The organism is Bosea sp. PAMC 26642 (assembly GCF_001562255.1).
In the GTDB taxonomy this organism is placed as follows: domain Bacteria; phylum Pseudomonadota; class Alphaproteobacteria; order Rhizobiales; family Beijerinckiaceae; genus Allobosea.
The window spans coordinates 1,418,645-1,436,404 of sequence record NZ_CP014301.1 but is presented as its reverse complement, the minus strand read 5'-3'; the positions used below and the strand labels follow the sequence as shown (position 1 = coordinate 1,436,404).

The following is a 17,760-nucleotide window of genomic DNA, read 5'->3' as shown; positions in this document are numbered from 1 at the left end:
ACACATCAAGAATGTCGCGGGACGATGTCGGTCGGTTCGCATGTTCAATGCCCGTCCTTCCGCCACATCCGGTCGCGCGCCGGCGTGCGGCGGCTCCTTGGGCGGCGGCTTCCGTCATACGCATGACTGCAGGCTCGCCGCGACCTCGGCTTCGGTCGGCAGGTCGGCCCCCCGACGCCCGACCGTGATCGCCGCCGCCGCGCCGGCATAGGCGACGAGGTCGCCGATCGCGGCGAGGTCGAGAGCCCCGATCGACTCCGGCGTCAGACGGCCGGTGCGGGAAAGCTGCGCGAGCAAGGCGGCGTGAAAGGTGTCGCCCGCGCCGACCGTGTCGCACACGCTGACGGCGCGGCCCGGGACGGCGATCTGGCCTGCGACTGAGTACGCGACCGCGCCCTCGACCCCCGTGGTGACCACCACCAGCTTCGCGCCAAGCCCAAGCCACCAAGCGGCGGCGTCCCCGATGGAGAAGTGACCGCCCCAGGCGATGTGGACGTCTTCGTCGCTCGCCTTGACGATCGTGGCAGTGCGGTAGAAGCGCTCAGCCGCCCTGGCCCAAACGGCCATGTCGCCGACGACGGTAGGGCGCAGATTGGGATCGATGCTGATGACGCGGCGGCCATGCTCGCGCTCGGCCAAAGCGGCGAAACTGGAGCCGACCGGTTCGACCACCATGGTGTAGGAGCCGAAGGTCAGCGCCGCGATCTCGGGCGGCAGCTCGGAGGGCAGGTCCGACGGCAGCAACGAGCGGTCGGCTGCGCCCTCGCCATGGAAGCTGTAGCTCGGCTGCCCATCGGGCGTCGTCGCGACCGCCGACAATGTCGAGAGCCGGTCGGTCAGCACCAGGAAGCGCTCGTCGACGCCCTCCCTCCGCAGCGTTTCCGCAAGAAGCTGGCCGAACCGGTCGCGCGAGACGCCGCCAAGGAAGGCCGCCTCGACGCCCTGTCGTGCTAGGCCGATCGCGACGTTGAAGGGCGACCCGCCGGCGACGGCGCGCGCCGGCAGTTCGGCGCCCTCCGGTGGCCCGACGAAGAGATCGATCAGCGCCTCGCCGCAAACCAGGATCATGACGCGGCTCCCCAGGCCATCTCAGGATGCTTGCGCGACGTAACCGCGATCGAGCTAGGAACAGGCATCGAAAGCGCCTTTCAACCTTGCGTAGAGATCGCGGAAGCGTGGCATCCGCTCCCCATAAAACGACGCTAGATACGGGTCCGGAGCGATCACGTCGCGAACCGGCGGCTTCATGCAGACGTCGCGGACCGCCTCCCCGGTGACGGCCAGCCTGGCAAGCCGCGCGGCGCCGAAGGCCGGCCCCTGCTCGCCGCCGTCATGGCGGGTCAGGGGAAGGTCAATCGCCGAGGCAACGACCCTTATCCAGAAGTCGGACCGCGAACCGCCACCGATAACGCTCAAAGACGAAAGCGGCGTGTCGGCCGCCGAGAGGCAGTCCTTGGCGTCGAGGCATGAGAAGGCGACACCTTCGAGCACCGCGCGCACCATTGATGCCGGCGTCGTGTGAGGGCTCAGTCCGATGAAGGCCCCCCGTGCTGAAGGATCGTTGTGTGGGGTCCGCTCGCCCGACAGATAGGGCAGGAACATCAGGCCCGTCGGTCGCGGCGCCTCGTGCTCGGTTCGTTGCAGTAATGCGCCGATATCGGGCTCTTTCAGCACGTCGGCGATCCACGACAGGCAGGCCGCGCCGTTCAGCATCGCGGCCATCTGGAACCACCGGTCCGGCAAAGCGTGGCAATAGGCGTGCAGGAAGCGTTCCGGCCGCGGGCGGTAGCTCCCGGTCGCCCTGAAGAGCTGAGCCGAGGTGCCCAGCGACAGGAACGCATCGCCTTCATCGATCGCGCCGACCCCGATCGCTCCCGCGGCGGCGTCGCCGGCGCCGGCCGCTACGGCCACGCCCGGCGACAAGCAAAGTTCGCGCGCGATCGACATGGACAGGGAGCCGCCGGCGTCGGTTCCTTCCATAAGCTGCGGCATATGAGCGAGCGTCAAACCCGACGCGGCGACGAGCTCCGGGGACCAGCTTCGGCCGGCCTGGTCGAGCCAGAGCGTGCCGGCGGCGTCAGAACGATCCGTCGCATACTCGCCGGTTAGCTTGAGCCTGATGAAATCCTTCGGCAACAGGACATGCGCGATGCGCGAGAACACGTCGGGCTCGTGCTTCCGCAGCCAGAGCAGCTTCGGCGCGGTGAAGCCGGGCATCGCTGGAACGCCGGCCTTGCGGCCGAGCTCCGGAACGACCCGCTCCAGATCCGAGCACTCCTCGTGGCTGCGTCCGTCGTTCCAAAGGATCGCCGGGCGCAGCACGACGCCTTGCGCGTCGAGCACAACCGCGCCGTGCATCTGGCCGGACAAGCCGATCGCGGTCACGCGGCCCCAGGCCTCGGTGCTATCGGCCCGCAGGGTGGCAAGCGCCTTCAAGGTCGCCGCCCACCAGTCGTCCGGATCCTGTTCGGACCATCCGGGGTGTAGCGATCGCCGGCTGAGGCGCGCCTCGCCGCTGGCGACGACGCGCTGAGAAGAATCGACCAGGACCGCCTTGACGGCCGAGGTGCCGAGGTCGATCCCGATGAAGTGCATCGTCAACCGCCGCTCTTCAGCCAGCGCTGCAGCGTCGCTGAGACGCCGTCGGACGCCAGCGACCGCAGTGCGTCCTCGAAGGACGAGACGAAATCGGGGTGATCGCCCACGGCGCCGTACACATCCTGCATCGCCAGCCATGCGGTCGGCGTGGTTTGCGCTGCTTGCGCAACCCTAGAAAGACCTTCCCAGTTAGGGTCGTTCGGCGCAATGGGCCGACCGTCCTCGGTTCGCCCGAGGCAATACCTGCACCATAATGCCGACACGAGCGCGAGCCCACTGAACCGACCGCCGTTCGCGAGTGAGTCGGCGATGGCCGGAACGATGAACTTCGGTTGCCGGTTCGATCCGTCGAGGCACAGCCTTTGGACGGTGTCTCCGACCTCCGGATTGGCGAAACGGCGGGCGATCTCGGCTTGGTAGATCAGCAGGTCCGTGCCGGGCACAGGGGGAGTTTGCGGGATAATCTCGTCGCCCGTCAACTTTTCTAGAAAGCCGGCGATGAGCGGGTGCCTCATGGCGTCATGGACGAAATGAATGCCCAGAAGCGCGGCCGGATAGGCGATGGCAGCATGCCCGCCATTGAGGATCCGGATCTTCATGATCTCGAACGGCGTGACGTCCGCAACGAACGCAACGCCGGCATTCTCGAGAGGCGGCCGTCCGTTGCAGAAATCGTCCTGGAGAACCCATTGCCTGAAGGTCTCGCTGAATACCGGCGCGGCGTCGGACAGGCCATGGTTCGCCTCCAGCCATTGGCGCTGGCCATCGGTTGTCGCCGGCGTGATGCGATCGACCATTCCGTTGGGAAACCTGACCTCGGCGGCGATCCACTCGGCCAGGTCCGGATCGATACGACGTGCGAACTGTAGGACGGCATCACTCGTAACATCGCCGTTATGAGGGATGTTATCGCAACTCATGATCGTGAACGGCGGCAAACCCGCAGCCCGTCGTAGCCGAAGACCCTCCACGAGGTAGCCGAAAACCGTTGTCGGGTTGGCAATGTCAAGGGCGTCGCGCTGGATATCAGGATGCTCGACATCGAAGCGGCTCGTGGTCGCGTCGATGAAATAGCCGCCTTCGGTGATGGTCAGTGACACGATGCGGATCTGCGGATCGGCCAATTTGGCCAGAAGAGCCGCAGTGTCTCCGGGCCGAACGAAATCGATTATTGACCCGATGACGCGAACCCGGCGGCCGTTCTCGTCCTGCTCAACCAGGGTCGTCAGGAAATCCTGCGACGCGAGGCGCTGCGCCATCCCGGCGTCGGACACAGTCACGCCGGCCCCGACGATGCCCCAGTCCAGCGCTGCGCCAGCGTTCATCAGATCGTCGAGATAGACGGCCTGGTGCGACCTGTGGAAATTGCCGACGCCGAAATGTACGATACCGGGGGTGACGGCGGCCCGGTCGTATCGGGGCGTCGCCACATCCGTCGGGAGATCGCGGAGGCTTGCGGTCGATAAGGGCATCGGCGTGGATGCCGCGGGCGTGCGCATCCGCATCAGCTCATCCATTGTCCGCCGTCGACGTTGAAGGTTTGCGCCACGACGTATCGGCTCTCGTCTGAGGCCAGAAACACGGCGCAGCCGACATGGTCCTCCGGCGTGCCCATGCGGCCGAACGGGACGGCCTCGCCGACGAGGCGCTTCTTCTCGCCGGGCGGCCGGTCCTCGTATTTTGCGAAGAGCGCGTCCACCTCTTCCCACATCGGCGTGTCGACCACGCCGGGCGAGATGCCGTTGACGTTGATCCCGTGACGGATGAGCGCGAGACCGGCCGATTGCGTCAGGCTGATCACCGCTGCTTTCGAGGCGCAGTAGACGGCTACGAGTGGCTCGCCGCGACGTCCGGCCTGCGACGCCATGTTGATGATCTTACCGCCTTTGCCGCGAGCCACCATGGAGCTGGCCGCCGCCTGCAGCATGAACAGCGTGCCCTTCACGTTTACGGCGAAGAGACGGTCGTAGCTCGCCTCGGTGATCGCATCGATAGGACCCATGTCGAAGATCGCGGCGTTGTTCACCAGGATATCGACCCCTCCGGCGATCCGCTCGACCTCGGCGACGCATTGGGCGATCGACGCCGATCGGGTTACGTCGAGTTCGATTGCGAAGGCATCGGCGCCGATCGCGGCGGCGACCTTGGCGGCCTCCGCGCCATCGATGTCGGCGACGCAAATCCGCGCGCCCTCGCGGGCGAAGCCCTCAGCCATTGCCCGCCCGATTCCGCGTGCGCCGCCGGTCACGATGGCGGTCTTCTCAGTCAATCTCATACGCGAAGAACCTTTCCGGAAGCGTCGAAACGATGGATGCGTTCGAGGGGAAACGACACGCTGACTAAGCCGCCGGGTTCGGTGGGGAACTCGCCCTGCGTGCGCGCCACCAAAGGCCCGAGCGGCCCCGCATCAAGATGGAGGAAGGTGTCCGAGCCCAAATGCTCCGCCAGCCGGATCACGCCCGTATGGGGGCCGGCTGCACCTAATGCGACATGTTCGGGCCGGATGCCGATGGTCGCCGCGCCGTGCCGCTCGGCCTCCGCTCCTTCGACGAAATTCATCCTGGGCGAACCGATGAAGCCGGCGACGAAGAGATTGTCGGGGCGGTGGTAGAGTTCCAGCGGCGTGCCGACCTGCTGCACGACCCCCTTGTCGAGCACCACGATGCGGTCAGCCATCGTCATGGCCTCGACCTGGTCGTGCGTGACGTAGATCATCGTCGCATCGAGCGATTTGTGCAGCTGCGTGATCTCCAGCCGCATCTGCACGCGAAGCGACGCGTCGAGGTTAGAGAGCGGCTCGTCGAACAGGAAGGCCTTGGGTTCGCGGACGATGGCGCGGCCGATGGCGACGCGTTGGCGCTGCCCGCCCGAGAGCTGTCCGGGCTTGCGGTCGAGATAATCGGTCAGGTTCAGCGTCCGGGCCGCCTTCTCGACCTTCGCTGCGATCTCGGGCTTGGGCACATTGGCCATTCTGAGGCCGAAGGAGATATTGCCGCGCACGCTCATATGCGGATAAAGCGCGTAGGACTGGAACACCATCGCCAGGCCTCGCTTGGCCGCGGGGAGATCCGTCACGTCGACGCCGTCGATCGAGATCTTCCCTCTGGTGGTGTCCTCCAGCCCGGCGATCAGCCGCAGCAAGGTGGACTTGCCGCACCCCGAAGGTCCGACGAAGACGACGAACTCGCCGGCGGCGACGGCGAGGTCGATGCCCTTGATGATCCTGACGTCGCCGAACGCCTTTTCCACGCCTATCAGTTGTATCGAGCCCGTCATTTCACCGCTCCAAATGTGAGGCCGCGGACCAGCTGTTTCTGGGCGAACCAGCCGAGGATCAGGATCGGGCCAATCGCCATCGTCGAGGCGGCCGAAAGCTTCGCCCAGAACAGCCCCTCGGGACTCGAATAGCTCGCGATGAACTGCGTCAGGGGCGCTGCGTTCGTCGTCGTCAGATTCAACGTCCAGAACGCCTCGTTCCAGGCGAGGATGACGTTCAGGAGCAGCGTAGAGGCGATGCCCGGGAGTGCCATCGGCGCGAGAACGAAGGCAAGCTCCTTCCAGAGGGAGGCGCCATCCATGCGCGCCGCCTCCAAAATATCGACCGGGATTTCCTTGAAGTAGGTATAGAGCATCCAGATCACGATCGGCAGGTTGATCAGGAACAGCACGAGGACGAGGCCAGTGCGCGTGTCCAGCAGGCCGAAATCGCGAAACAGCAAGTAGAGTGGGATCAGCGCTCCGACAGGCGGCATCATCTTGGTCGAGAGCATCCACATGAGCACGTCCCGCGTTCGCTTCGTCGGCTGGAAGGCCATGGCCCAGGCGGCCGGTATGGCGAAGACGAGCGCCAGTAGCGTCGAGCCCAGCGCGAGCACCACCGAGTTCATCGCGAACCGCGCGTAGTTCGACCGCGCCTGAACCTCCGCGTAGTTCTCCGTCGTCCACTGGAAGAACAAGAACTTCGGGGGGAGCGAAAAGGCGTCGAATTCGGTTTTGAAGCTCGTGAGGATCGTCCAGAGCACGGGGAAGAAGATGACAAAGCCGACGCACCAGGCGAGCGCGGTGACCGATACGCGATGCAGGGTCGAGGTGCGGCGCGCCATGATCAGCTGTCCAGGTTTCTGCCGATGATGCGGATGAGAAATACGGCGACGATGTTGGCCAGGACGACGGCGACGATGCCGCCGGCGGACGCGCCGCCGACGTCGAAGTTCAGCAAACCCTGGAAGTAGACGAGGTAGGACAGGTTGCCGGCGGTGCCGCCCGTGCCGGTCACGTAGATCTCGGCGAAGACGTTCAGCAAGAAGATGGTCTCGATCAGGACGATAACCGCCATCGGGCGGGCCAGATGCGGCAGCGTGATGAAAACGAACTGCGAGACGAAGCCCGCGCCGTCCATTTCGGCTGCATCCTTCTGCTCCTGGTCCAAGGATTGCAGCGACGTCAAAAGGATCAAGGTCGCGAATGGCAGCCACTGCCAGGCAAGCATGATCGAGACTGAGGTGAGCGGAAGATCGCCGATCCAGTCGATGGGCGTCAGGCCAAGAGCCGTCATGCCGGCGGCCAGGATTCCCGACACCGGATGCATCATCATGTTCTTCCACACCAACGCCGAAACGGTCGGCATGACGAAGAACGGCGAGATGATCATGATCCGCACGATACCGCGGCCATAGATCGGTTGGTCGAGCAGCAGCGCCAGCAGTATACCTCCGACGACGCTCGCCCCGACAACGTTCACGACGATCGCCAGCGTATTGAAGAGCGCCTTGAAGAAAGCCGGATCGGACAGGAAGTACCGATAGTTGCCAAGGCCCGCAAAGGATTCCGTGCCGGGATCGAGCAGATTGTAGCGCAGTAGCGAGAACCAGACGGTCAGCGCCAGCGGAACGATCATCCATACCAAAAGCACCGTCACGGACGGCGCGACTGCGATGCGGCTCAGGCGGTTGGCGTGGAGGGTTGCCATGGCGGCCTCGCGGCTCCCGACGACGATCTGGCGCCGGACACGTTGGGGGATCGACGAAGGGAGGCCCGCCCCTGCGCCGGGAGGAGGAGCGCGGGGCGGGCCAGACCTGCTTCCAGGCTACTTGATATAGCCGGCGCGGGTCATCTCGCGGGTGCTGATCTCCTGCGCCTGCTTCAGGGCGGCATCCACGGTCACGCCGCCGGACAACGTCTGGGAAAAGATCTGCCCGATATTGGTCGCCAGTCCCTGGAACTCGGGGATGGCGACGAACTGCACGCCGACATACGGCACGGGCTTGACCGACGGCTTTGCGGGATCGGCCGCGTTAATGGAATCGAGCGTCATCTTTGCGAAGGGCACTTTCGCATATTCGGCGTTCGCATAGAGCGAGGTGCGGGTGCCGGGAGGCACGTTGGCCCAGCCTTCCTTGGCCGCGACCAGGTTCCCGTACGACTTGCTCGTGGCCCAGGAGATGAACTTCTGCGCCTCGGCCGACTTCTTGGAACCGGCGGGCACGGCCAGCGACCAGGCCCAGAGCCAGTTGCCGCGCTTGCCCAGGCCGTTATCGGGCGCCAACGCGAAACCGACCTTCGTCGCGACCTGGGAATCCTTCGGATTGGTCACGAAGGATGCCGCTACGGTGGCGTCGATCCACATGCCGCATTTGCCGGAGTTGAACAGAGCCAAGTTCTCGTTGAAGCCGTTCGACGAGGCCCCGGGAGGGCCGGCGTCCCGCATCAGGTTGACGTAGAAATCGAGCGTCGCCTTCCACTCCGGCTGATCGAACTGCGGCTTCCACTGCTCGTCGAACCAGCGCGCGCCAAAGGAGTTGGAGGTCGCGGTGAGGAACGCCATGTTCTCGCCCCAACCGGCCTTGCCGCGCAGGCAGACGCCGTAGACGCCGTTGGCCTTGTCGGTCATCTTGCGTGCGGCCTCGCCGACGAACTGCCAGGTCGGGGCGTCGGGCATTTTCAGCCCGGCCTTATCCATCAGGTCGGTGCGGTACATCACCATCGAACTCTCACCGTAGAAGGGTGAGGCGAAGAGCTTTCCGCCCTCGGAAAGCCCGCTCCGGATGGCCGGGATCAGGTCGTCGACGTCATAATCGGCGCCCAGGCCGTCAAGCGCGACGAGCCAGCCGCGCTTGGCCCAGATCGGAACCTCGTAGGTGCCGATCGTCAGAACATCGAATTGGCCGCTCTTCGTCGCGATGTCGGTCGTGACGCGCTGCCGCAGCACGTTCTCCTCCAGCGTCACCCATTCCAGGGTGATGCCGGGATTTTTGGCGGTGAAATCGGCGGTCAATCCCTGCATTCGGATCATGTCGCCGTTGTTCACCGTCGCGATAGTGAGCTTGGTCTGGGCCATCGCGCCGGTCGTAAACAGCGAGACGGCGGCGGCAATCGCAAGAAGCCTCTTGGTGGGTTCCATGTCGCTCTCCCTGATAATTGGTGGGCGCTGATATCGCGTCCTTGGTCCTGCGGTCAGCCGCCGACGCTGTGATCCCAGGACTTCCGTGGGGTCGCAGCGGGCAATTGCCCAAGACACAAGCAAATGATCACTCGGCCATCTTCAAGTCAAGCCGAATTGCGAGCGTCGGTCGTCGAGGGGGAAGCGATAGTGCGAGCGTCCGAGCGGGAGAACCGATGCCTCAGGCGACGAGCCGTCTGGCCATCTCCTCGCTAGTGATCAGGCCACTGAGCAGCCGCCCGGCCAAGGCTGCGCGGATCGCGCGAAGGCGGCCGGGTTCCATGGACACGCCGATGACCGGCGTCTTGGGGTCGCGCTGCAAGCGAACGCCGGTGGCCCGGTCGTTCGTCAGGCCCTCGATGAATTCACCGGCATCGTCATAGGCCCATCCGGTGATCTCGCCCGCCGAGCCGATCGCCATCATCGCGCGCATCTCGGCAAGCGACAGGAACCCGTCCACCACCAACGGGGCATCCTCTACCATCGAACCGACGCCGACGAAGGTCACGTCGGCTCCACCCGCGAGCGCGTGCACCTGCCTCACATGGCTTTGCGACAGGATCTTCTCGCGCTCGGCCGCGGACGCGGCGATGACCGGACAAGGCATCGGGAAATGGGGCGCCTTGACCATGTCGGCCGCGCGACTGACGGAGTCGAGAAGCGAAGCGGAACCGTCCGGTGCGATGTTACCGCACAACGAGACCAGCTTGTGCTGCGGGCATTCCATCGGCCTGATTTGAAGCGCCGTCGCGCGCATTTCCTCGCCCGTGCCCATGCCGATTACCGTAGAACCGGGCCGGGAGAGCCAGCGCTCGATCTCGGCGGCTGCCGCGTTGGCGATCCCCAGCGTCGTCGAGCGATTGTCGGGATCGCTCGGCGTCACCTCGCAATGGACCAGGCCGAACTTGTCTTTCAGCACGTGCGCGAGCTCCATGCAGACGCCAATCGGGTGGTCTATGCGCACCTTGACCAGACGAAGTGTGACTGCCAGCGCAACCAGACGCTGCGCAGCCTGGCGCGAGATGGAGAGCTTTCGCGCGATCTCGTCCTGCGTATTGCCGCCGACGTAATAGAGCCAGCCCGCGCGCGCGGCATCGTCGATCCGGGCACTGGCCTTGTCGGCCGGTTCAACCTCCAGCAGTTCCTTGCGCATGCGGGATCTCACTCCAATCTGGTCGACACACCTGCGCTCGGTATTGAAACCGTTAAGCGGCGCCGACGCTATCGATAGCAGGGCGCGCCTGGGCAGGGCAAAATGGCTACCGCCGCCAGGATGGGCGGACCCTGCTGACCCGCCCAATCGGCGCGCTGCGTCGAGGCGGCCGGTTATGGGCCGTTCCCGGCTGCGCCCTTGATGAAGTCCAGGAAGGCGCGAAGCGGCGGCGGAACGAGGCGGCGGCCGGAATAGTAGAGGAATGGTCCGGAGAAGGATTGCCACCAATCCTGCAGCACGGGTTCGAGCGCTCCGCTTTCGAGGTGGGGCCGCAGCCAGCCTTCGAAGAGCTGGATGACCCCGCTGCCCGCGATCGCTGCATCGACAGCTAAATCGATGGCCGCGCCCACGCGCACCACCAGCGGTCCGCGAGGCTCAACGCACAGCAACTCGCCGGCGCGCTCGAACTCCCAAGGGGTTGTCTGAGCGCCGCTGGCGAAGCGGCCGCGCAGGCAGGCATGGGCGAGCAGGTCGCGCGGATGCTCAGGCCGGCCGTTCCGATCGAGATAGGTAGGCGAGGCGGCCGTGGCGAACCGCTGAAAGCGGGGGCCGATTGGGACCGCGATCATGTCCTGCTCCAGCCGCTCATCGTAGCGAATGCCGGCGTCGCAACCCGATGCCAGCACATCGACGAAGCTGTCTTCGGCGACGATCTCGACCTCGATGTCGGGATAAGCGGCCAGGAAGGCGGGCAGGATGGCGGGGAGCACGTGGCGCGCGGCGCTGACGGGCACGTTTAGGCGAAGCTTGCCCGCCGGGCGGTCGCGAAAGCCGGTCACGACGTCAAGCGCCGCTTCCACCTCGGCAAGCGCCGGGGTCAGCCGCTCGATTAGCCGTGCGCCCGCCTCGGTCGGCGTGACGCTGCGGGTGGTGCGGTGAAACAGGCGGACGCCCAGGCTAGCCTCAAGACGCCGCACGGCCTCGCTGAGGGTGGAAGCGCCCGTGCCGTGAGCTGATCGCCGACAGAGGCTACAACAGCACTCCGTTCCGCCAGGCACTCGCAGCCAACGGCATCGAACCCTGCATCCCGTCGAGCAGAAGCCGGAAAGTCCCCTACGCTTATCGACCCGCGGCACGCCATGCGATTGCGGGAAATACCCCGCGATCTGCGCCATCGGGCGCTCGCCCAGAAAAAACAAATCACCCATCACAGCATCGTCCCGGACACCGTGAATTATATATCAAATCGGACAATTAGGTCCTGAGCCTAGCCGCCGCTCAATAGCTCGCCCTGCCCCCCGACAAATCGAACACGCCGCCTGTTGAGAACGAGCACTCGTCCGACGAGAGCCAGAGCACCAGCCGCGCCACCTCGTCGATCTCGACGAAGCGGCCCATCGGGATGCGGGCCAAAATGTCTGCGCGGCGTTCGGCGGATATTTGCTTGGCCATCGCGGTCTCTGCGGCGGCCGGTGTCACTGCGGTGACGATGATGCCTTCGCGAGCGCATTCCTTGGCGACGCTCTTGGTCAGCGCGATCAGCCCCGCCTTGGAGGCAGAATAGGCAGCGGCCATTGCCATGCCCTCCTTGCCCTGGATCGAGGCGATGTTGACGACATGGCCGCGCAAGTGATGCGGCGTTGCATCCCGTGCCGGCTGCACGCGCATGCGCCCGACGATGGCGCGGGTGACGAGATAGGCCCCGAACAGATTAACCTGCAGCACACGCTGAAAGTTTTCGGGGGAGGTTTCCCAGACCGGCCTCACCTCGCCGAGCATCCCGGCATTGTTGATCAGGATGTCGATGCGCCTATGTGCCGCGAAGGCGGATTTGGCGGCCGTGTCGACCGCCGCAGCGTCAGTGATGTCGAGTTGCCGTGCCTGCGACCTCGCGCCGAGTTCGGCCGCCGCTTCGTCCAGAGCTACTTCATTCTCATCCCAGAGTTCGACGCTTGCCCCCGCCTCCAGCAGCGCCCGCGCGATGCCGCGCCCGAGTCCGCCCGCCCCGCCGGTGACGATGGCGACGCGGCCCGTGAGGTCGTAGGTCGCGCCCATCAGCCGGCGCTCCAGGCGGTCTTGGTCCGGGTGATCTGGTGGCGGTAGAGCCCCAGTGAATACGGGCCCCGCGCCCCAAGCGTATCCATCTTCAAGGAGGCCAGCTCGGCCTTGGCGAGCGCGACGAAGTTGTCCTCGTCACCCCAGCCTTCTAGCAGCAGCACCCAGCGCGGCACGACATTGGCAACGCCGCGCGCAGTCTGTTCGGCGGTTGCGACGCCGCTCGCCTGCGCGTCCGCCGTCAGCAGGTGCACGCCGGCGACGCCGGGCATGGCCAGCAGATCGGGAATGGTCTGGCGCAGCAGCGCGCCCTTGTGTTCGGCCGTATTTTCGTCGGCCACGTCGTAGCGCAGCGTGGCCATCAGACCGCCTTGCGCGGGTCCCGCGCTATGAGCGACGCGGCAGATCGAGCGCGCTACGTCACGGAATGCCTTGACGGCGTCGAGCGTCCATGGGGTAGGCGCGTTAACGCGGGCCGCATAGTCCTGGCTCTTGAGAACTTCGACGCTCAACGCCTCGTAGAGATTGAAGAATTCCAGATCCGCCTCTATCGCGACATAACGCCGTCCGCGCAGGAAGCCAGGAATGCCGACGCGCTCGGGCATATGCTCCTGCCCATGCCAGGCATAGAAATTCGCACGCCCCTCCGGCGCGATGTCGTGCCAGATCGCGACCGCCCCCTCACCTGCCAAGCTCACGGCAATCCTCCGGTTTTTTTCTGGTTTTGCAACTTTGACTAGACGCGTTGACTCCGCATCTGGACGCCCTTATACGAAACTCAATTCTGAATTGGAATTTAATTCCAAAAATAAAGCGACAGGGATGGGACAGTGACGATCGCAGCGGTGGAGCGAGCGTTCAAGATGCTGGAGGCGCTGGCGGGCGAACCCGACGGCGTCGATCTCAGCCTGCTTGCCGAACGTCTCGACCTGCCGGCCAGCGCGACCCACCGCCTGTTGACGACCTTGTCCGAGCGCGGTTTCGTCGCGCGGGATGCGGCGTCGGGGGCCTATGGTCTGACGCTGAAGCTCTCGCAGCTCGCCTTCCGCAATCTCGATCTGCGCAGCCTGCCAGATGCCGGACAGATCGTGCTCGATGAGCTCGCCCGCGCCACCCGCGAATATTGCCGCCTCGCCGTCGTCGAGGACGAGAACCTGGTCTGGATTGCCCGCGCCCAAGGCGCCACAGCCGGCCTGCGCTACGAACCGCCGATGGGCACGGAGATCGTGTTGCACGCGACCGCGACCGGCAAGGCCTGGCTCGCCTCCCTCCCCGAGAGCGAAGCGCTGCGTATCGTCTGCGCGCGCGGCTTTGACGCGCAAGGGCGCACCGGCCCCAATGCCCTCTCGGATGTCGATGCCTTGCGCGACCATCTCGCCGAAACCCGTAGGCGCGGCGTCGCGCTCGCCGTCGAGGAAGGCGAGATCGGCACGGTCGCGCTGGCTACGACCTTCCGCTCCGGCCCCGAGGCCGATGCGCCTATCGCCGGCACGCTCAGCGTTGCGGGCCCGTCGCCGCGCATGACCGAGGAGCGGCGCGGCGTCATCGCGGACGCACTCCGCCACGCGGCCGACGAGATGACGGCGATCTGGCCGCTGCGCCGCCGTCAGATCCGGAAGCTGGCGACGCCGTCCCTCAACGGCCAGCCTCGACCGACACTCGCACTCTCCACGCTTGCAGGAACATCGGCATGACCGACGACGCCGCAATAGCCGCGCCGCGGCCGCCGGCCGCGCAGGACGCCGGCCCGGGCAAGGCCGCCGAGTTGGCGTCTGCTATCGCTTGGCCTTTGGCGAGCTTTGCCGTGCTGCTGCTTGCGTGGGAGTGGCTCGTGCCGCTGGCCGGCGTGCCGGAATACATCCTGCCGATACCAAGTGCCTTCTTCGAGCGGCTCTGGACCGACCGCGCGCTGATCTTCCAGCACACGCTGGTCACGGCCAATGAGATCGTGCTCGGCTTCCTGATGGCGGCGGTGATCTCGATCCCGCTCGGCTACATCATCGTCTCGGTCCGCATTCTGGAGAAGGCGGTCTATCCGGTCATTGTCTTCTTCCAGCTCGTGCCGAAGATCGCGATCGCGCCGCTCTTCGTGGTCTGGTTCGGCTTCGGCCTGTTCCCGAAGGTGCTGCTGACCTTCCTGCTCTGCTTTTTCCCGACGCTGGTCGCCAGCATGACCGGCTTCAGGGCGCTCGACGAGCGCGTGCTTTATCTGACCCGCTCGATGGGCGCGACCGCCTGGCAGACCTTCCGCTATGTCCGAGTGCCCGCCGCGCTGACCTACATCTTCTCCGGCCTCAAGGTCTCGGCCGTCTTCGCGGCGACCGGCGCGATCGTCGGCGAGTTCGTCGGGGCCAACGCCGGGCTGGGTTACCTGCTGCTGCGCGGCACGAGCTTCCTCGACATGCCGCTCATCTTCGCCTGCCTCGTTGCGCTCAGCGTTGTCGGCATCCTGTTCAGCTACCTCGTCGACGGGCTCGAGGTGCTGCTGATGCCATGGCAGCGCAAGAGCTGAGTCTTACCGCCGACCACCAATCATCGAGCCGGGCTCAACCGGACTTTCTCAGGGAGGATCGAGACCATGAACCGCCGAACGCTTCTGACCACTGCCGCCATGCTGGCGCTGAGCGCGACCACAGCCTTCGCGCAAGGCGCAGGCAAGCCGATGAAGATCACGCTGAACTTCCTCGCCGCCGCGCCCAATGCCGGCTTCATGATGGCCAAGCAGATGGGCCTTTACGAGAAGGCCGGCATCAACCTGACGATCGAGGAGGGCAAGGGCTCGGGCACCACCGCCCAGATGGTCGCCACCGGCCAGACCGATATCGGCTTCGCCGACGCGCCGGCCGCCATGCAACTTCGCACCAAGGGCGCGCCGGTGAAGATCATCGCGCCCGTGCTCCAGACCAACGGCTTCGCCATTATCGCGCTGGAGGACAGCGGCATCGCCTCGCCCAAGGATCTCGTCGGCAAGAAGGTCGCGGTCCAGCCCGGCACGGCGCAGACGACGCTGCTGGAGGCCATCCTTGCCAGCAACCAGATCGACAAGACCAAGGTCGACGTCATTGCGATCGACCCCGGCGCCTTCGTCGGCGCGCTGCTGGAAAAGAAGGTCGACGCCATCCTCGGCGGCGCGGATTTCCATTCGATCCAGATCCGCGAACGCGGCTTCAAGATCCGCGATCTGTTCTACCGCGACATCGGCGTGCCGACCGTCGGCCTCTCGATGATAGCCCGCGACGACCGGATCAAGGCCGATGCGGAGCTCTTCAAGAAGTTCGTCGAGGCTAGCCTCCAGGGCTGGGACGCCGCGCGGAAAAACCCCGATGCCGCCGCCGACGCCGTCGTGGCGCAGTTCCCGGCGGTAAAGAAGGCGCAGGTGCTGGCGCAGTTCGAGGTCGTCAATAAGCTGCTCTGCGCGCCGGGCGCAACCGCGCTTGGCCGGGTGCCGGACAAGAACTGGACCGTCAGCTACGACCTGTTGACCCAGTATCTCGGCCTGCCAAAGGACAAGCCGATCACCGACTACTACACCACCGAACTGCTGCCGGCCTCCGCGGCAGCGTGTTCGTGAGGCGCGCGTGACCTCGGCCTCGGCCACCGCCGCCTCGATCACCGGGCGCGGCATCGTCAAGACCTTCGGCGGCTTCACCGCCGTCGATGGCCTGACCCTCGACATCCGGTCCGGCGAATTCGTCAGCCTGATCGGCCCGTCCGGCTGCGGCAAGAGCACCTTCATGCTGATGGCGGCGGGGCTGATCCCAGTCACCGCCGGCGAACTGCTGGTCGATGGCCGCGCGCTGACCTCGCCGCTGACCGATATCGGCATCGTCTTCCAGGACCATCTCCTGCTGGACTTCAGGACGGCGCTGGAGAACGTCATGCTGCAGGCCGAGATCCGCGGGCTGCCGCTGGGCGCCGCCAAGGCGCGCGCGCTCGAACTTTTCGGCAAGCTCGGAATCAGCCATGCCGCCGACCGCTATCCCAAGCAACTTTCCGGCGGCATGCGCCAGCGCGTTTCGATCGCGCGCGCGCTGATCCACGACCCCTCCGTGCTGATGATGGACGAGCCCTTCGGGGCGCTCGACGCGATCACGCGCACGCAGATTCGGCACGACCTCGAAATGCTCTGGCTGGAGACCGGCAAGACCGTCGTCTTCATCACCCATTCGATCGACGAGGCGATCGGCCTGTCGGACCGCGTGCTGGTGATGTCGCCGACGCCGGGCCGTGTGGTCGACGAGATCGCGATCGAATTGCCGCGTCCGCGCCCGGCCCATCTCGGCGACTATCCAAGCTTCAACGCCTATGCCGACCGCATCCACGACGCCTTTCGCCGTTTTGGCGTGATCAAGTATTGAGCGCCGCGCGCCATGCGTATCGCGATCACTGGCGGCGCTGGCTTCCTCGGACTTGCCTCGGCCATGAGGCTCGCCGGCGACGGCCACGAGGTGCAAGCTCTCGACATATCAGCCCCCCCTGCCCGGCCCGACATCACCTTCCGCGCATGCGACGTCGCCGAGATGGGTGACGTCACGTCGGCCTTCTCGGCGTTTCGGCCCGACATCATCGTCCATCTTGCGGCCCTTCTTACGCTCGACGCGAAGGCCGACATCGCCGCGGCAACCCGGGTCAACGCGCTCGGGACCGCCCATGTCTTTGCCGCCGCGCTCGAGACCGGCGCAAAGCGCATCGTCTATGCAAGCTCTGTCGCGGCGCTCGGCGACGCCGACACAGTGCCGGGCGATGCGGCCATGGCGCGCCCCGCCAGCGTCTATGGTGCGACCAAAGCCTTTGGCGAACATCTCGCCCGCGCCTTTGCAGCCGACAATCCCGACCTGACCCTCATCGGCCTGCGCTTCGGCTCGGTCTACGGCCTCGGCCGGGCACGCGGCTGGCGCGCGATTCAGACGCTGGTGGAGCAGGCGGCGAGCGGGGCCGGCGACCTCGCCTTCCCCGATTTTCGGGAGCCGATCGACTGGACCTGGATTGGCGACGCCGCCGAGGTCACGGCCTGCGCGGCGACGGCCTCGCTCTCAGGCAACCATGTCTTCAACGTCGTCGGCGACAAGCGCCTGATGCGCGAGGCGGCGGCGCATTTAGCGACCCGGTTTCCGGGACTCAGGCTCGCGCCGCAACCAGACGTCACGCCGCCATCGGCCTGGAGCTTCGCCAACGACGGATTGCAGGCGGCGCTGGGTTATGTGCCGCATACATGTATGGAGGACGGCATCGACGCCATGCTGGCGGCCATGCCGGCGCGCTGAGGTGTGCTGCATTGCATCGGCGGCGCTTCCCGGATGCGGCCGCCTCTTCTGACGTTACAACTCCGTTCATGGCGGAGAACAACTCTCAAGAACAAAAGCTAGGCTCAGGACAGGCCCTCCCCGTGCTGGGGTCCAAGATTTAACAATGTGGTAGGTGATTAATCTCGATCTGAGGACTCGGCGCTTAGACTAGTCCCTTCGAGTACGGAGAAAGCAAGAAAATACCTTATCTGCCGGTCCAAAGAACTGGC

Annotated in this window: 17 protein-coding genes; 5 read left to right on the top strand and 12 right to left on the bottom strand. The window is 65.6% G+C overall.

Features of this window, described 5'->3' with window-relative positions; translation table 11 throughout:
- Window positions 1-114 precede the first annotated feature (114 nt).
- The 12 genes from AXW83_RS06735 to AXW83_RS06680 form a co-directional block, all read right to left on the bottom strand.
- Window positions 115-1,068, bottom strand: a complete 954-nt coding sequence (locus AXW83_RS06735; protein WP_066611740.1) for a carbohydrate kinase family protein — start codon at window positions 1,066-1,068, stop codon at window positions 115-117.
- Window positions 1,069-1,122: 54 nt separating this feature from the next.
- Window positions 1,123-2,595, bottom strand: coding sequence for a xylulokinase (gene xylB, locus AXW83_RS06730; protein ID WP_066611738.1), 1,473 nt, complete (start codon window positions 2,593-2,595; stop codon window positions 1,123-1,125).
- 2 nt (window positions 2,596-2,597) lie between these two features.
- Window positions 2,598-4,115, bottom strand: a complete 1,518-nt coding sequence (locus AXW83_RS06725) for a mannitol dehydrogenase family protein (RefSeq protein ID WP_236841843.1) — start codon at window positions 4,113-4,115, stop codon at window positions 2,598-2,600.
- The gene (locus AXW83_RS06720; protein ID WP_066611736.1) at window positions 4,103-4,873 is read right to left on the bottom strand and encodes an L-iditol 2-dehydrogenase; all 771 of its coding nucleotides are present in this window, start codon (window positions 4,871-4,873) and stop codon (window positions 4,103-4,105) included. The genes AXW83_RS06725 and AXW83_RS06720 overlap by 13 nt, the downstream gene beginning before the upstream one ends.
- Complete coding sequence (locus tag AXW83_RS06715; RefSeq protein WP_066611735.1) at window positions 4,870-5,874, bottom strand: ABC transporter ATP-binding protein; 1,005 nt, start codon at window positions 5,872-5,874, stop codon at window positions 4,870-4,872. Before AXW83_RS06715 ends, AXW83_RS06720 begins: the two co-directional genes overlap by 4 nt.
- Entirely contained in the window at window positions 5,871-6,701 is an 831-nt protein-coding gene (locus AXW83_RS06710; protein ID WP_066611733.1) for a carbohydrate ABC transporter permease, read from the bottom strand. The genes AXW83_RS06715 and AXW83_RS06710 overlap by 4 nt, the downstream gene beginning before the upstream one ends.
- Window positions 6,702-6,703: 2 nt before the next feature.
- On the bottom strand, window positions 6,704-7,567 hold the full coding sequence (locus AXW83_RS06705; RefSeq protein WP_066611730.1) for a carbohydrate ABC transporter permease: 864 nt from the start codon (window positions 7,565-7,567) through the stop codon (window positions 6,704-6,706).
- A 117-nt stretch (window positions 7,568-7,684) separates the two neighbouring features.
- On the bottom strand, window positions 7,685-8,935 hold the full coding sequence (locus tag AXW83_RS06700) for an ABC transporter substrate-binding protein (RefSeq protein ID WP_236841926.1): 1,251 nt from the start codon (window positions 8,933-8,935) through the stop codon (window positions 7,685-7,687).
- A 283-nt stretch (window positions 8,936-9,218) separates the two neighbouring features.
- Window positions 9,219-10,190: a sugar-binding transcriptional regulator gene (locus tag AXW83_RS06695; RefSeq protein WP_066611728.1), complete on the bottom strand. Its 972-nt coding sequence runs from the start codon at window positions 10,188-10,190 to the stop codon at window positions 9,219-9,221.
- Between the two features lie 173 nt (window positions 10,191-10,363).
- Window positions 10,364-11,365, bottom strand: coding sequence for a LysR family transcriptional regulator (locus AXW83_RS06690; protein ID WP_082767467.1), 1,002 nt, complete (start codon window positions 11,363-11,365; stop codon window positions 10,364-10,366).
- 103 nt (window positions 11,366-11,468) lie between these two features.
- Window positions 11,469-12,245 (bottom strand): SDR family NAD(P)-dependent oxidoreductase, encoded by a 777-nt coding sequence (locus AXW83_RS06685; protein ID WP_066611727.1) that lies wholly within the window; start codon window positions 12,243-12,245, stop codon window positions 11,469-11,471.
- Window positions 12,245-12,943, bottom strand: a complete 699-nt coding sequence (locus AXW83_RS06680; protein ID WP_066611726.1) for a hypothetical protein — start codon at window positions 12,941-12,943, stop codon at window positions 12,245-12,247. The genes AXW83_RS06685 and AXW83_RS06680 overlap by 1 nt, the downstream gene beginning before the upstream one ends.
- Before the next feature lie 132 nt (window positions 12,944-13,075).
- Between AXW83_RS06680 and AXW83_RS06675 the strand changes: the two genes are divergently transcribed.
- The 5 genes from AXW83_RS06675 to AXW83_RS06655 all read left to right on the top strand — a co-directional run bounded on the left by AXW83_RS06675 (window position 13,076) and on the right by AXW83_RS06655 (window position 17,509).
- Window positions 13,076-13,939, top strand: coding sequence for an IclR family transcriptional regulator (locus tag AXW83_RS06675; RefSeq protein ID WP_082766988.1), 864 nt, complete (start codon window positions 13,076-13,078; stop codon window positions 13,937-13,939).
- A complete protein-coding gene (locus AXW83_RS06670) occupies window positions 13,936-14,757 on the top strand; it encodes an ABC transporter permease (protein ID WP_066611724.1) in 822 nt (273 codons plus the stop codon). Before AXW83_RS06675 ends, AXW83_RS06670 begins: the two co-directional genes overlap by 4 nt.
- A 66-nt stretch (window positions 14,758-14,823) precedes the next feature.
- Window positions 14,824-15,816 carry an ABC transporter substrate-binding protein gene (locus AXW83_RS06665; RefSeq protein WP_066611723.1) on the top strand — a complete coding sequence of 331 codons (993 nt, stop codon included), beginning with the start codon at window positions 14,824-14,826 and terminating at the stop codon, window positions 15,814-15,816.
- Between the two features lie 7 nt (window positions 15,817-15,823).
- Window positions 15,824-16,603, top strand: a complete 780-nt coding sequence (locus AXW83_RS06660; RefSeq protein ID WP_082766987.1) for an ABC transporter ATP-binding protein — start codon at window positions 15,824-15,826, stop codon at window positions 16,601-16,603.
- A 12-nt stretch (window positions 16,604-16,615) separates the two neighbouring features.
- Window positions 16,616-17,509, top strand: a complete 894-nt coding sequence (locus AXW83_RS06655; RefSeq protein ID WP_066611721.1) for an NAD-dependent epimerase/dehydratase family protein — start codon at window positions 16,616-16,618, stop codon at window positions 17,507-17,509.
- The last annotated feature ends 251 nt before the right edge of the window (window positions 17,510-17,760 follow it).